This window comes from Patescibacteria group bacterium, assembly GCA_018896215.1.
Classification (GTDB): Bacteria; Patescibacteriota; WWE3; order 0-14-0-20-40-13; family 0-14-0-20-40-13; genus JAHINB01.
Genome location: JAHINB010000008.1, coordinates 1 through 15,087 on the forward strand (window position 1 = coordinate 1; position 15,087 = coordinate 15,087).

Annotated in this window: 17 protein-coding genes; 1 reads left to right on the forward strand and 16 read right to left on the reverse strand. The window is 40.5% G+C overall.

Annotation, left to right across the window (positions count from 1 at the left end; genetic code table 11):
* The 15 genes from KKF75_01725 to KKF75_01795 all read right to left on the reverse strand — a co-directional run.
* Positions 1-514, reverse strand: a 514-nt coding sequence (locus tag KKF75_01725; protein ID MBU4380916.1) for a type I DNA topoisomerase, incomplete at its 3' end; no start/stop codon positions are given.
* A gap of 83 nt (positions 515-597) precedes the next feature.
* The gene (gene dprA, locus KKF75_01730) at positions 598-1,467 is read right to left on the reverse strand and encodes a DNA-processing protein DprA (GenBank protein MBU4380917.1); all 870 of its coding nucleotides are present in this window, start codon (positions 1,465-1,467) and stop codon (positions 598-600) included.
* Positions 1,468-1,479: 12 nt separating this feature from the next.
* The gene (mrdA, locus tag KKF75_01735) at positions 1,480-3,402 is read right to left on the reverse strand and encodes a penicillin-binding protein 2 (protein ID MBU4380918.1); all 1,923 of its coding nucleotides are present in this window, start codon (positions 3,400-3,402) and stop codon (positions 1,480-1,482) included.
* Between the two features lie 13 nt (positions 3,403-3,415).
* The gene (mreD, locus tag KKF75_01740; GenBank protein MBU4380919.1) at positions 3,416-3,919 is read right to left on the reverse strand and encodes a rod shape-determining protein MreD; all 504 of its coding nucleotides are present in this window, start codon (positions 3,917-3,919) and stop codon (positions 3,416-3,418) included.
* Positions 3,904-4,695, reverse strand: coding sequence for a rod shape-determining protein MreC (locus KKF75_01745; protein ID MBU4380920.1), 792 nt, complete (start codon positions 4,693-4,695; stop codon positions 3,904-3,906). Before KKF75_01745 ends, mreD begins: the two co-directional genes overlap by 16 nt.
* A gap of 4 nt (positions 4,696-4,699) precedes the next feature.
* Positions 4,700-5,737: a rod shape-determining protein gene (locus tag KKF75_01750; GenBank protein ID MBU4380921.1), complete on the reverse strand. Its 1,038-nt coding sequence runs from the start codon at positions 5,735-5,737 to the stop codon at positions 4,700-4,702.
* On the reverse strand, positions 5,737-5,940 hold the full coding sequence (locus tag KKF75_01755) for a 50S ribosomal protein L28 (protein MBU4380922.1): 204 nt from the start codon (positions 5,938-5,940) through the stop codon (positions 5,737-5,739). Before KKF75_01755 ends, KKF75_01750 begins: the two co-directional genes overlap by 1 nt.
* Positions 5,941-5,959: 19 nt before the next feature.
* Complete coding sequence (locus KKF75_01760) at positions 5,960-6,355, reverse strand: response regulator (GenBank protein MBU4380923.1); 396 nt, start codon at positions 6,353-6,355, stop codon at positions 5,960-5,962.
* Positions 6,356-6,361: 6 nt separating this feature from the next.
* The gene (locus tag KKF75_01765) at positions 6,362-7,369 is read right to left on the reverse strand and encodes a PKD domain-containing protein (GenBank protein MBU4380924.1); all 1,008 of its coding nucleotides are present in this window, start codon (positions 7,367-7,369) and stop codon (positions 6,362-6,364) included.
* 2 nt (positions 7,370-7,371) lie between these two features.
* Positions 7,372-8,769 (reverse strand): hypothetical protein, encoded by a 1,398-nt coding sequence (locus tag KKF75_01770; protein MBU4380925.1) that lies wholly within the window; start codon positions 8,767-8,769, stop codon positions 7,372-7,374.
* Positions 8,770-8,846: 77 nt separating this feature from the next.
* Entirely contained in the window at positions 8,847-10,934 is a 2,088-nt protein-coding gene (locus KKF75_01775; GenBank protein ID MBU4380926.1) for a hypothetical protein, read from the reverse strand.
* Complete coding sequence (locus tag KKF75_01780) at positions 10,931-11,248, reverse strand: hypothetical protein (protein ID MBU4380927.1); 318 nt, start codon at positions 11,246-11,248, stop codon at positions 10,931-10,933. The genes KKF75_01775 and KKF75_01780 overlap by 4 nt, the downstream gene beginning before the upstream one ends.
* A gap of 170 nt (positions 11,249-11,418) precedes the next feature.
* The gene (locus tag KKF75_01785; GenBank protein ID MBU4380928.1) at positions 11,419-11,832 is read right to left on the reverse strand and encodes a four helix bundle protein; all 414 of its coding nucleotides are present in this window, start codon (positions 11,830-11,832) and stop codon (positions 11,419-11,421) included.
* Between the two features lie 56 nt (positions 11,833-11,888).
* Positions 11,889-13,022, reverse strand: a complete 1,134-nt coding sequence (locus KKF75_01790) for a PAS domain-containing sensor histidine kinase (protein MBU4380929.1) — start codon at positions 13,020-13,022, stop codon at positions 11,889-11,891.
* Between the two features lie 11 nt (positions 13,023-13,033).
* Positions 13,034-13,324: a hypothetical protein gene (locus KKF75_01795; protein ID MBU4380930.1), complete on the reverse strand. Its 291-nt coding sequence runs from the start codon at positions 13,322-13,324 to the stop codon at positions 13,034-13,036.
* Between the two features lie 80 nt (positions 13,325-13,404).
* Here KKF75_01795 and KKF75_01800 point away from each other — a divergent pair, with 80 nt between their 5' ends.
* Positions 13,405-14,163: a class I SAM-dependent methyltransferase gene (locus KKF75_01800; protein ID MBU4380931.1), complete on the forward strand. Its 759-nt coding sequence runs from the start codon at positions 13,405-13,407 to the stop codon at positions 14,161-14,163.
* Here the strand turns inward: KKF75_01800 and KKF75_01805 are convergent.
* Positions 14,160-15,065: a DUF2156 domain-containing protein gene (locus KKF75_01805; GenBank protein ID MBU4380932.1), complete on the reverse strand. Its 906-nt coding sequence runs from the start codon at positions 15,063-15,065 to the stop codon at positions 14,160-14,162. The two genes, KKF75_01800 and KKF75_01805, sit on opposite strands and share 4 nt — an antisense overlap.
* Between the last annotated feature and the right edge of the window lie 22 nt (positions 15,066-15,087).

Sequence of the window (15,087 nt, forward strand, 5' to 3'; positions counted from 1 at the left end):
ACCTAACCGCGACCGACTGCACCCTTCCGGCAGACAGACCATAACGCACTTTTTTCCACAAAAGCGGAGAAAGTTTATAACCTACCAACCTATCCAAAACTCTTCTGGCTTGTTGCGCATCCACCAAATCCGTGTTGACAGTTGTGGCATGCTTAAACGCCTCGTTAATCGCTTCCTTTGTAATTTCATGGAATGTGATTCTCTCAACTTTTGAGCTCTTTGGGCTTATTTCATTTAAGATATTCCAACCAATCGCCTCCCCCTCTCGATCTGGGTCTGTGGCTATGTAAATTTCCGTTGCTTCTTTAGCCAATTTTTTAAGTTCGGCTAGGGTTTTTTTACCCCGCAAAGTTACTTCGTATGACGGCGTAAAGTTGTTTTCTAGATCCACCCCCAGTTGTTTTTTAGGCAAATCCACCACATGGCCGTAAGAGGCCACAACCTTATATTCGTTGCTTAAATATTTGCTAATTGTTTTTGCCTTAGTAGGCGACTCCACAATGACTAATTTCATAACAAGATAAAAGAAAAATTCCTACTAATTTCCCCACCTACGGTGGGGGCGTTATATACTACCACGCACTTGTGCGTGGGAGTCTATATTTTCCGATACACCCCATTACCTGTATCCTTAATTAAACCTTTCATCTCTAAACTAACTAAGCATGATAACACAGTTGACGACGGCCTTTTGCAACCCACAATAATATCATCCACAGGTAGTCCTGTTTGATCTAAAAATTTAAACACATTCTCCTCCTCTTTGGATAGAGGAGAATTTAATATTACAGTTTTACCAGCCGTTTCTCCCGTTAGACCCAAGGCGCTTAAAACATCTTGTGTTGATTTAACAATCCGCGCGCCATCCTCTATCAGTTTGTGACAACCAATGCTAACCTCACTGTAAATAGAACCTGGAACTGCTAAAACCTCTTTTCCAAGTTGTAATGCCGAACCAACCGTGTACGAAGTACCGCTCCTCTCTCCAGCCTCCACAACCAGAATCACACTTCCCAGCGCCGCAATTATTCTGTCTCTTTTAGGAAAAGTCCATGGGGCAGGAGCTTCTTCTCTTTTAAATTCGGAGATAATTGCCCCCATATTTTTACTGACAATACTTTCCACCAAAGCCATTTCTGGAACTTTGTAAAGATAATTAAATCCAAAACCCAAAACTCCAATTGTCCTTAAATTATTATCCAACGCCGCTTTATGCGATTCCATATCCACACCGTACATTAAACCACTTACAACTGTAACTTGATAAGGGGCGAGAGAGCGCGCCACATCTTGGACCACTTCTTTTCCATAAGAACTCATTTTTCGCGAACCTACAATGGCAAGAGACAAGTTGTCTTGTGGAACGATACTTCCCGCAATATCGATAGATTGAGGACAATCCGCAAGGGCTAGTAAGCGGGAGGGAAAATCGTTAGAGGTTTTTAAAAGTTGACGAGGTTCTAACATAGCAAAATTAGGTTAATTTATTAATCCTTGTTCCTTCATATAATTTAAAATCTCCCTTGCCACTCCCCCAGCATCCCCCGACCCTTCTCCGCCTCCTTCTAAAAATACAGTTAAAGCATACCTTGGGTTGTCAGCTGGCGCAATAACCGTAATCCAAGCGTGGCTACTACGACTTACGCCAGTTGACAACTTTTCTCCAAACTCTGCCGTTCCAGTTTTACAAGCAACCTGGGGAACAAAATCAAAAAGCGGATAGGCTGTACCGCCAAGACTGCAAGCTTTTACCATACCAGAAAATATCGTTTGGGCGGTTTCTTTAGAAACAACACCACGGTTAATCACAACTGGCTCTTTTTTTACAACTTCTCCTCCCAAAAGCTTAATACTTGCAACCACCCGCGGTTTATACAGCAATCCCCCATTGGCAATAGTTGCAGTAAGACTGTTTATTTGCAAAGGTGTGGTTAAAACAAAACCCTGTCCAATTGCGGTAATAAAATCGTCGCCAATGTACCAAGATTCTCCATAGGTCTGTTGTTTCCATTCCTTTGAGGGCAAAAAACCCGTAACCTCGTCGGGAAGATCGATTCCCAAAACACTTCCCAAACCAAACTTTTTACCCCAATTTGTCATTCTTTCGACACCTAATCCTGTTATACCAAACGGCGCCCAACCACCGCCAAGAGCGTAAAAATAGACATCGGAGGAGACGGCCAAAGCCTTTTCGGCATTTACCAAACCATGACCCGATTCTTTCCAGTCCCGGTAAATATAAGAACCTATTGCAATATAACTTGGAACTGTAACCTGGTATTCTGCCGAAATTGTCCTCTCTTCTAAAGCAGCCGACAGCGTAATAATTTTAAAAACCGAACCTGGGGGAAACGCCCCAGAAATAGCCCTGTTAAATAAAGGTTTTCTTGGATCATTAACCAGTTTGTCATAATCTTCTAAACTTAGATTTTGGCTAAATAAGGATACATTGTAACTAGGATAACTAACTAAAGAAACAATTTCTCCGTTTGACACATCTTGAAGAACTACTGCTCCCCCAAGTAGAACTTGGGGGTGATCTTTGTCCCAATTATCTATAATATTATAAATCTGTTTTTGCAAATCTATCTCTATATTTAGCTCTACCGTATCCCCCGGTATCGCGCTCTTTTTACCAAGAACAGACAGTTGAGTACCAACAGAGTCAACTTGTAGCAATAAGACACCATCCTCCCCCCTTAGATATTTTTCGTACTCTTTTTCTATACCAGTTTTTCCAAACATCGAACCCAAGGAGTATTTGTAGCTGGAACCATTTATCTCATCTTGTGAAATTTGCGACACATAACCAACTAGGGTTGCTGTCTCATAAGGATACAAATTGTCTCTTGATGAGATTTTTTCTACCACAATATAAGGGTACTTAGCATATTGCGACTCAAAATAAATCGCCTCATCTTGAGACAAATCCAACTTTAAAAGAGTTCTAGCCAACTTGTTTTTAGTATCTTCTTGAATCTTTTTTTGCAGATACGCTGTTGCAATGTTTAAATCTTTAGATAGCTGCTGTATGACAATATCGTATTCAGTAGGTAATATGCTTAAATTAACCCACAAATCTATCTGGGGTTTATTGCGTATAATTACCTTTCCTGTCCTATCAACAACAATACCTCTATCCGCTCTTATAATTGTTTCCCTGGTCTTGTTACTCTGTGAGACAGAAGAATAAAACGAGGCGTTGATAATCTGCAAGTAAAAAATTCTCCCAACAATAATTATTGTTACCAGAAGTACTAACATTCTAAATGGCATTAAACGCCAAATTGTTTTGTTCTCCTGATTTTCACTTTTAGTAGCACTAATAGAAGAAAAACGAAAGGAGGTTACCTGGTTGGCATCTTTAGATTTAAATGCTCTCTTTTTGGCAGTTGTTAGCATAACTATAAATTTACTAGCCTCCCAATTTTAACTGTATCCCCTTCTTAGTCCCAAACTCTTTGTTTTTAAAAAATGTTCTCCTAATATACAACGCTGGAAAAATGAACAAGCTCGAAATTAGCATGTCAAGAAGCGATTTAGTGAGAAAAATCTCCCCACCGCCAATTAGTTTTAAAACCGCAACTTTTAGAATAAACCAAAGAGCCACAAATCCAATTACTTTTTGCAGTATTCCAAAGCTAAATTGCCTAAGATAAAAGAACAAAGCGATTCCAGCTACTTCGTATGATAAAGTAATTAGCCCAAATCTTCCTGTAGACAGCAAATCTACAAATAAACCAACCCAAAACGAAAAAAGATAAAAGCTCTCTCTGGGGGCGTTAAAAGAAAACAAAAATATTAAGACAAAAAGCAAATCGGGATGCCACCCAAAATAGCCAAAAAATGACAAAAAGCTAAACTGCACAATAGTACAGACAAAGGCCAAAAGCGGAATTTTAATCAGGGTTGTGTCCATATAATAAGTTTATCTAACTTGGTTAAATCTAAAAGCATTTTAACTGTAGCTTCCTTTTGAATTGCCTGTGGATTAGGTAAAACATTTCCAATTGTGCCCAATAACAAACCTTCGGGAATATTTTCATTTAGTGAGGAGGTCGCCACTATGTCACCAGCAACAACATCATCTTGGGGCAATAAACCAGTAATTTTAAGCTGGGTTCCAAAGTCTCCAGAAACAACACCTGTTGCCCCGGTTCGTGCTATTTTGGCAGCAATTTTTAGATTTGGACTGGTTGTAGGTTCAATTACAGAGCTTTTAGATATGACTTCTAAAACAATTCCAACCACAATATCTTTATATGACACTATATCGCCAACAAGCACCCCCATATCAGCGCCAGCATTAACAATAAAACCATTATCAAACCCTTCTCCCCCAGAAAAACCTAATACGGTTGCTAAAACTGGATTTAAATTGGGCACTGCCTGTTTAATTTTTAGCCCGTCTCTTAAAAGATTGTTTTCGTTTGTAACCTCGGAAAGTCTAACTATTTTTTCCGAAAGCTCCGCCACCTTATCCTCCAAAACGGTGTTATTTTGTTGTATTCCCCTTAAATTGGCCCAAAACGACCATTCGTTATGAGTAGCGCGGGCAATACTTACAAAACCATATAAAAATGGGGCAGATATTTGTGTAAAAACGCCACGAGCGATGTTGGCAATAGGGGTTGCACCGAAGACTAGGATAACAAGTGACAGTATTGCGTATTTGATTTCGAGGTTTATTGCCATTTTCTTAGGTAACTCTCACCTTTTCCAATAATTTCTTATTCCCCAACGCCTTGGCGCACCCTTTAACCACACTGGTCATAGGATCCTGCACTACTCTAATGGGAATTTTTGTTTCGCAAGACAGCAGTTTATCAAGACCGCAAAGAAGCGCTCCACCGCCCGAAAGAGTAATTCCGCTTTTTAAAATATCAGCAACCAGTTCTGGAGGGGTTTCTTCTATAGTGTCTTTTATCTGCTCTACAATGTAAGAGACAGGAATTTTAATTCCCTCGTAAATGTCCTTTTGTGAGACTGCAATCATAACAGGAAGACCAGTGGCAATACTTCTCCCCTTAAGTTGCGCTGTTTTGTCATCCCTTGGCTCAAAGACATTGCCAATTTCTATCTTGATTTCTTCTGCTGTGCGTTCTCCAATTATCAATCCAAACTTCTCTTTGCTAATTTCTATAACTTTTTGGTCTATTTCGTAGCTGGCAACTTTTAGCGATTTTGCCACCACAATACCACCAAGCGAAATAACCGCAATTTCGGTAGTACCTCCTCCAATATCCACAATCATACTACCTTTCGCTTCTTCTACCGGTAATTCGGCTCCTAACGCTGCCGCCATTGGTTCTTCCAACAAAAAGGCCTGACGAGCCCCCGCGGAAAGAGCTGCTTTAAAAACGGCTCGTCTTTCCACTTCGGTAATATTAGCGGGAACACCTAAAGCCACTCTGGGACGAGGCAGGCGAAAAAAAGAGCTTTTTTTGCCCGAAATCTTATTAATAAAGTAATATAAAATTTTTTCCGAGGCGTCGTAATCCGAAATTACCCCATCTTTTAAGGGTCTCACAATCACAATCGCCGGAGGGGTGCGCCCCAGCATTCTTTTTGCCTCGGCTCCGATGGCAATTATTTCTTTGGTCTTTTTTTTAATCGCGCAAATTGTTGGCTCCCGAACAACCACACCCTTGCCCAAAACATAAATCATGGTATTGGCGGTTCCCAGGTCGATTGCCAAATCTTCGGTAAAAAGAGAGGGAAATTTAAAGAAGTTCATTAGGAAATGATAGCAGATTTTTTTAGTTCTTTCAGGCACTTCGTACACACCCTCACCCTTCTTTTGATTCCATCAACAATAACGGTGGTTTTTTGCAAGTTGACACCAAACTGCCTGTTTGAACGGTAGCTTACACCCCAAGCATCAGTAACCTTTTTTCCTTTTATTTTGGTTTTATTGCAGTTTTCACAAATTCTTGCCATGGGGTACATTGAATCACAACTAGGCTTTTGGCGCAAGAGCCGAAAGAATTTCGTCTTTAATCATCGCTGGAGTTATTTTATCTTTAATTAGGTAGCCGTCAGCTCCCATTTCGAACCCCTGCTGAATTACCGCATCTCGCCCCAAAACGGTTAAAAGGTAAATTTTGAGCTGTTTTGTTTTGGGATTAGCCTTTAAAGTCTTTAGAACCTCCAACCCATCTACTTTAGGCAACATAATATCAAGAAGCATTAGGTCAAAGTTGCCCGAGGTTGCAAGGCTAATTGCCTCTTCCCCGTCTTTGGCCTCGGTAATATCAAAACCCTCCATGCGCAAATACTCACCATAAACCATTCGCAAGGACTCTTTGTCTTCTACAAGAAGAATTTTAGGTTTGGGGGCATTATCTTCTTCCATAGAATTTTAGAAAATTAACGCCAAACCGCCGGCAATAAGAAGGGCCGGAAGCGCCAAAATTAGCATCCAATTAGTAGAACTTCCGGTAACTGGAACTTCAGTCACCGGTTGAGGGTTGACTTGACATTCGCTGTCTGTCGAGCACAGATTTGACCCAGCGCCGGTTACCGCAATGCAAGCGGAATTGACGCAAGCCAGATGGGTTGTGTAGACTGGTTGTTGACACTGCGAGTCGTTGGAACAAAGGTTGTCCCCCGCCCCTTCGACCTCTTTGCAAGCTTGATTCACGCACGCCATGTGAGTTTCTTCGTCAACTTTAATTTCTACCTTGCAATCGTCGTTGGCATCGTCATCGGATTTTTGCCCCTTGCCATTGACTACTTGGACTTTAGCTTCAAACTCCCCACCCTTTTTATAAATATGATAAACAGTGTCATTTGGTGACTCTAAACTTTCGCCATCGCCAAATTCAAATTGATATTCTTCTATGCTACCTCCTATGGGATCCTCGGCATCCACACTAAAACGCACCTTGAGATCGGCTGTTCCCTTTTTGGGGCTGGCGAGCAACTCCTTGCAAATGGGTGTTTCATCAATTTCTTCTTCGGCGCAATCAGGGTCACTGGCGCAAGAATTTGCCGGACAGGCATTTTGATCGGGACAAACTACTTCGGCGCAAGATTGCCCGCGACAGGTTTTGTATTTGTTAGCTGGTGGCGCAGACTTGCAATCATCGGCTGTAGTACATTCGTCATCTGGACAATCGCGGGTGTCGGCGCAGACAACTTGCGTGCAGGATTCGCCATCGCATTTTCCATAGGTTGGGGTCTCGGCAACAGTAAATTGCTGGTAGCAAGATGTTTCTCCAGTTGCCTCAAATACCTCAACCTGCTTAACCGGGACATTTGCTAGCCTTGATCGAGAAAGCCCAAAAATTAAAATACTCGCAGAAATAGCCACTCCAAAGGCTAAGATGGCAAGGGCGATAAGTTTTTTGGACAATTTTTCTTCCATAATTACTTGCTAAACTCCGAGCAACTATCACTACCACTATCGTCGCAGGCAGCTCCATAAACTTCAAACGCTCCCACTTTATCTAAGGTATAAGTTAGTGTTGTTGAGTAAGTATCTCCATCTTGAGAGATGCCAGAGCAGTTCTCTGCCATACTGGCGCGGACAAATTTGCCACAGGTAACTACTTTGGAACCTTCTGGTCCAAAGCGGAATTTAAAGCTCGTCACGCCATTGGCATGATCGCTTTTTCCTGTGACCGTTATATCTACCTTATCTCCTACATAGTGGGTATCGTAACCACCTACAAACGCAATAGTTACTGTTTCACACGATTTTACAGTTGGCGGGGTCTCCCCACATGTTGCATTGAGAGTAGTACATCCGTCAATGTTCGCTCCTGGGGTATTAACATAGGTACAGGAGTTAGTTTGACAGGTTAAGTGTTTGCAAATGTTAGGAGTTGCGGGATTACACTCATCGCTACCTGCTCCATTAACTTGGGTACAAGCACCAGAGGTACAAGTGTAGTGTTTAGGTAACACACCGCACTGTTGACCAACAGTTGTACATCCGTCAATGTTCGCTCCTGGGGTATTAACATAGGTACAGGAGTTAGTTTGACAGGTTAAGTGTTTGCAAATATTAGGAGTTGCGGGATTACACTCATCGTTACCTGCTCCATTAACTTGGGTACAAGCACCAGAGGTACAAGTGTAGTGTTTAGGTTGGGGTTGGATGGTAATGGAACAGGTGTTCGAAACAGCTCCATCACGATCATAATATTTTGCCGTGGCGGTATAAGTTCCAGAAGCGTATGTGTGTTGAGGGGTAGCTCTAAACCCATACCCACCATCTTCAGCATTTTGAGGAGTACAGCCTTCGTAATTCACAATTTGGCGAATATAATGAGCTAAACCGTCCCCATAATCAAAATCCATTCTAGTTAAATCATCAAAGGTTCCTTCGGCGGGAGCACCGCATAAATTATCAGCATCACGACCCAACACGGCAAAATGCACTCTGGAAGAAAAGTCCGAAACAGTCAAAGATTCGGATACATACGAACTACCGTCCGTGAGCGAAGCCTTTAAGTACTCGCAAACTGGCGGGGTATTACTGACCGTAATTACTTGACAACAAGCGTTTGCGGAGTCGCAACCAAAAGCCGGTGGCGGGGTTGTTTCAAAAACCTCTACTGGATGCTCCTCTACTTTAGTGGTTGAGAAATACACTTTGCTTGGAAAAGTTAAAGCCCCTGCCATAAAAACCAAAAGCAGTAAAGAGAAAATGGAAGAAAAGTAGATTAAAAAATTACTGGGAAACCCTGCTATAGCAAAAGACTTTGGCTTACCCAATTGTCTTTGCGGGTTAGAAGTTGAATTTTGATTCAAGCTCATCATTTTTTCCATTTTGTTTTAAGGGGTCTAACCCCTATGGATGCATTTTTCGGAACTGTATTGGGGTTCGACCCCAATGACTACTGCTCCGTAACTGTTGCTTCAAATTTATAACTTCCTGATTTGCTGATTAAAAAGTTATTATATGTAACCATTTTTGTGGCTGTATTTACAACACAATTTCCAGTCGTTGATGCGCAAACCAACGACTGAGGGGCTTCTCCCTCTTTTGTAACCACAAATGCGACGCTATCAAGCGTCTTGGACGCATCCATAGTGTAAGTGGTTACTAAACTGTAATACCCCTTCTTTTCGTATGTAGTCCCCGTCATGGACACAACTGTAACATTGGAACAACTAGCGGGCGGAGGTGGTGGTGGTGGAATTGGAGTATCAATAAATGTTAGAGTCTTAGTTTCTCCAGATTGCAAGGTTACAGTTTGCGACCTCTCGTTTTCTGGAGGAAGATTGTATCCTGTAGGGGGAGTGGTTTCGGTTATGGTGTAAGTACCAGGGAAGTTCAGTCCACCAGGAACAAGCTCTTGACCAGCAACTGTTGGTCCATAAACAGCAACTCCTTGATCTCGGTTAAACATTGCTCCACCAAGAAGAGTGTTTCCAGTATCACTACCTTTCTTTTGGATTTTAAGAGTCACTGGAAAGAAGAATCCAGCATCCGCAGTCATATCGTCAGAGGTAGAAAGAGAAACAACCGAGCAGGTACCGTTTGAATCTTTTGAGGTATCTCCTCCTTGAAGAGATTTTGTAAACTGACCAGTCAAACCAGAACTAGAAAATGGGTTAAAAAAGCCAACTCTATACTCCCCTGGTGCTAGGTTGGAAAACTCATAAAATCCATTACTGTTTGTTAGTGTTTGTGCAATTTTGGCACCAGCACCAGAAGCAGAACAGGTAGTATTCGTCACAGGCCATAAAACAACATTAGTATTTGCTATACCAGATGCTCCATCGTTTTGAATACCATCATAATTCTTGTCCTCCCAGACAAAATCCCCAATAGAATAGGTTTTGGGTTTACAAACATCGGGGATTGCGGGGTCGCACTTGTCCTTGGTGTTTCCAACAGTGTTTCCGGTCATTATGCAAACCCCCCTATCGCCGTTACACTCTTTATGAAATCCACAAACATCTCCCTCGTTAACACAAGAAGAGTTCACATTCACACAAAGTCTTAAGAGACCAGAATCCAGGATATTCACCTTATCGTCTTTATTCAAATCAAAGCGTATGCAATTCTCATATTTCGGATCACCCCGCTCTAAAAAGTAGCAACTTTGTAAAAGGGGGAGGTCAACTTCATCAACCTTACCATCAGAATTAAAGTCTGTATCTTCACAACCGGCAGCAATTGGCAAATCTCCTGTTACCACTCTACAAGAACCGCCAACACAAGCCAATTTCTTTGGCGGAAAGCAGGCGGGGATGGAACTGTATGTGTCGGTTTTCCAGTCGTATTCCAAACTATGCCCTACCCCATAACCTCCAAAACCGCGAACGGGAGGCACCCACCTGTATCTTTGACCCATCTCCCCTAAAGGATATAAATGGACATCTATACCCTTCTCTTTGTATCCCCAATACATTACATCCATTTGGGTAATCCCACACCACTGGAATTCCGTAGGTATGGTTATGGAAAAAGAGATGGCTTTGGAATCTCCTGGTTTAAGAAGAATATATCTTAATGGCTTGACTTCGTAATGAGGAGAATTCTTGGTGCAATTTATTACTTCTTCGATGGTATTCCCCACGCACCCCACCTCGTAAAACTTAAGCTCCACACACTTGTCCTCGGGTCCCGAAACGCCGGAAAAACAGTTGGGATCGGCAGTTGACGGATTGCCATAAGTACTCAAGGGGTAGGTTACTTTATAGGTTAAATTGTAGAGGGATTTATTTACCGAATCCTGCGCCATGCTGACTGTAGCAAATTCCAAAGTAATCGGTGTCTTATCTCCTAGCGTCTTAGCTTGAAATTTGAGCGTGGTATAGTTTATTTTGTCAGTTTCGGATTGGTCAAAAAACCACGCCCCGTGGTCAGTTCCGGCAAACCCCGTCATTGTCTGCGCCCAAGCCTCGCCTTTTAGAAAAATTGCGACGAGAACGATCGTCAAGAAAACAAATTTTAAAAGTCTGGATGATTTCATAATGAATCCTCCTTAACGGCGCAATCCAAATCCACGGCGCAGTTATTTTCTCCCTCCCCATGAACATAAACGCAGGAATTGTTATAGCACTCCATATAGTAAGGCTCTCCCGGTATCGGTTCAATCATAATCGGCAACGATGCTTTGCCAAAACCCGCGCTAGGAGGTTCGGGGTTGGATACCTCTTCTTGAATTGGGGTGGCGATTGTTTCTTTGTGGGAAAGTTTCGCCGATAAAAGAATTCCTGCAACAAAAGCAAAAACTAAAAACAGTGGAATTAAAAAAGGATACGCGTTCTTGGGCAAGATTTTCATAACTATAACCATTGTACCTATTACTTTTTTAACAATGCAAGAGGCAAATTGTTTGGGCGACAGCCCAAACAATTTGAAATTCTAAGCTCTAAATTCCTCGGTCTACGACCGAGCCTCCTTTGGAGGTAAACTCTAAACAAATCCAAAATACTAATGTCCAAAATTAAAAACTATTTGCTTTTTTCTACTATTGCTCCAAATATCTTCGTAAGTTCCATGGCTTCTTTAACCAAAAACTCTCTTCTAATATTTAAATCCTTATTGGAATCTCCTAAATCAACCAGGTTTAGCCAAAATACACTCTCCTTAGCTTCTTTTCTTGATATTTTAACTCTCATAACAAAATCTTTTCGACTTAATGATTCGTTTGCTTCTATGTAATTTGCCCCTATTGATCCAGAAGAACGGGATAATTGTTTACAATCTTCGTAATTGCTAACGGATTTTGGGAGCGCTTTAATAAATTCTCTAACATTTTTAGCGAATTTTAAAGTTCTCTCTTCTAAATCGTATTTTTTAGGATTTGGAAAATTTGTATTTTGATATTGTTTAGGATTTAGGGTTTTGGATTTAGAGTTTCCCATAATACTTATTTCAAATTAAATTCAAATTTAAAATTTAGAATTTCAAATTATTTCCGTTACTTTCTCAAAGTGAACCAAAATCTACTCCCCTCCCCCACCTTACTGCTAAACCCAATCTCTCCCCCCATCTGCTCCACCAAATTCTTTGTGACATAAAGACCCAGTCCCGTACTCGCCCCGTTTTCGTGGACCTTGAGTCCCTCGGATCCGCGCCCAAATTTGGTAAAAATTCTTAGGTAATCTTTTGGCGCAATTCCCGCCCCAGTGTCCATAATCTCCACTTTGATATCTTTGACCCTTGCCACAACCTTGATAGTGATTGATCCTTTTGAAGTATATTTAAAGGCGTTGGAGAGCAAGTTCTCGAAAACCTCTATGAGCCTCTCCTTATCCGCTTTGACAATTCCAAATTGTTTGTCCGGTTTGGTAAATTTAAGGTTTTGTTTGACCGCCAGTTCCTTAAACTCCGCGTAGATTGAGTCTAAAACAGCATCCAAATTGCAATCTTTAACATACAAAACTAGCCTATTTTGCGCGATTCTCGTCAAATCCAGCAAATCATTGACCAGTTTCGTCAGGTGATTTAATTCATCAAAGGAAGTAGCAAAAATCTGCTCCTGCCTGTCGCTTAAAACGGCTTTGCCACCAAATAAATACTTAACCATCCATAAATTATTTTTGATGATGGTAATTGGGGTTTTAAGCTCGTGACCGACGATGGAAATAAACTCATCCTTTTTTAAATCGGCTTCGACTTCTTCGGTGACATTGGTGAGGGAAATGACACACTCCTTGCTCTTGGCTCCAAAATCGACATTAGTAAAATTAAGTTTAAAGTAATACTTGTTTCCTAGATTACCGTTGATGGTGAGTTTTTCTTGATTAATCGTTTTTAAAACTGCTTTGCTTTTAAAAGCATATTTTGTGATGCTAAAGGGTTCGTCTTTTAAAAAAACTTTGATTATGCTATCGGCATTTTTACCAATTGCGTCTCCTTGAGAAACTCCAAAAACCCCTTCAGCGCTAGTATTGAAAATGGTAATCTTGTAGTTTTGATCCACCGCAAAAACCACCTCGGCGACTTGTTGCAGAATTTCGTTGATCCTACGGCGTTCTCGAACCAACTCTAAATTTTTAATATAGAGTTCTTTTAAGATTTTTTGCGGAGAGATGGTAATTTCTGGGGGCATGGAGATAAAAGCTACCTAATAATCTTCTGTAATTGGCTTTGGGATAACCCCTCACTAAACAAAACTTCACGACTAACTTCGTTGGAGGCTTCGCCAAATGTTTTGCTATACTCCTTAACTAAATCGCTCAAGGCTAAAATGGGAGGCTTACTAAAAACAACTCTGTCTCCCTCCTCTATAACAACCCCAGCTTGTCTAGCAAGACCTCTGGCAATAAATGATCCCAAAACTTTTTCCTGACCATAAACAATTTTTATGGCAAGAATTTCGTTTTTATATCTGTTGGCAGGTACAGTTCTCATGATTACTAATTTAATACAAGTAAAAAACAAGTTCAATAGCCTGTTGCGCATATCGTGTCTACTCACTAATATGTTTCAGTATGCTAGAAAGAACCGAAAAACGAAATGAGTGGGATTTATTAATCGAAAGATTTAACACTCATAAAGCTAGTAATAAAATTCATCCTGACGCTGCGGTAAACACATATGTTGGATGGCCAACATTTTTGCAACAAATAAACTTCCAGGCAGAATTTATGGGTGCGAAAAAATGTAAAATTCTGGATTTTGGATGCGGGACTGGAAAATTTTGCAAAGAACTTTACAACATGGGGTATATGGTTACCGGAGTAGACGCGTCGCAGGAGATGATAAATTTTGCCAAGAAGAATCTCCCAAAAAAGGTAAAACTTATTAAAATTGATTTGTCGCAAAACAAAAAAGCTCCCTCTGCCTATGGCAATTATTTTGACATTATTACGGCAATGCACTCATGGGAATGGATTGAAAATATAGAAACGGTTATAGCAAAGCTGGCAGTAATGTTGAAAGATAACGGTATAGTAATCTTTTCTGTGTTTCCAAAAAATCATGTTGTCGACTCGTTAATTATAAAAGATTTGTTCGAAAATTTTGACTCTCCCATAGACCCACATAAAGGCTATGTAAACTTTGAAGGAATAAAAATTCCCGTTTACATAAGAGGTGCCAAGTATTACGAAAGAGTTATGGAGAAAAACGGATTTACAAAAATTTTAGAATCTTACCCACCCTACCCTCTGCACTTCTTGAAGAAATACCACTGGTCGGGGTCAAAAAAACCCGAGATGCTAATTATGTCTTTTAGAAAAACCTGTTAAAGCGACTTTCTCGATACAGTAAATTTTTCCAGAAAAAAGTCGGGTCTAAAGGTGTTTTTATATTCTCTAAGACCAGATATCCCAGTATCTTGTTGCATGTTTAAATACCTACAACCATTCTTTTCTAACCACCCCAATTCCTCGTATTCAAGATGATAGGATGCTCCATCAAAATCCGCATCGGAACAACCAAAATGCCCCATACACCAACCGTTCTCCAGTTTTTCATTTAAAGTAAAGGCTATAAGTTTATCTTTTATAAATAACCCAAAATTTAGACTGTCAATAGATCGTTCTATCTCAAAAAATTTATTTATGGAGTAGATATCGTTTTGCGCTTCTAATCTGTTAAACCCTTTTGCCAAACACCACTTTTTCCTAAGTTGTAACGCTTGTTTTTTTTCCTTGCGCTTTTTTAGGTCTAGCAGGCGCAAAACACTGTCCGGATAAGCTTTTTTAAATCCCACAACCTGTCTTCTAAGACTCTTAAATTTGTTCCCACTTAAATTTTTGTGTAGAGGAATATCCAAAACATAATCAAAACTATCTCTATCGGAATGAATATTATACTGCAAAGGATAATTTTCCAATATTTTGCAAACCTCCTTCGGAACAAAGCGAAGTTCTTTTTTATCTCTCAATAACACTGTTACAGAATTATGAACATTTTTTGTCCCCAGAAAAGAAAATGCCACGCTGTCCTTTAAATAGTTCTTTAGAGCAATAACCAAATTTCCATCTAATACAGAAAACGAAGCTTGATGGGAATAATCCCAGCACAAAATACTTACGGGATTAAAATCGGAATAAGGATAAAAATCTTTTAGATACTTCTTTATCATTCCCAAATGCCTTGATGACATTAAACAAAAATTAGGATAAGAATAACCAGTTGACAACATACGCTCCTTAATATTAGCATGA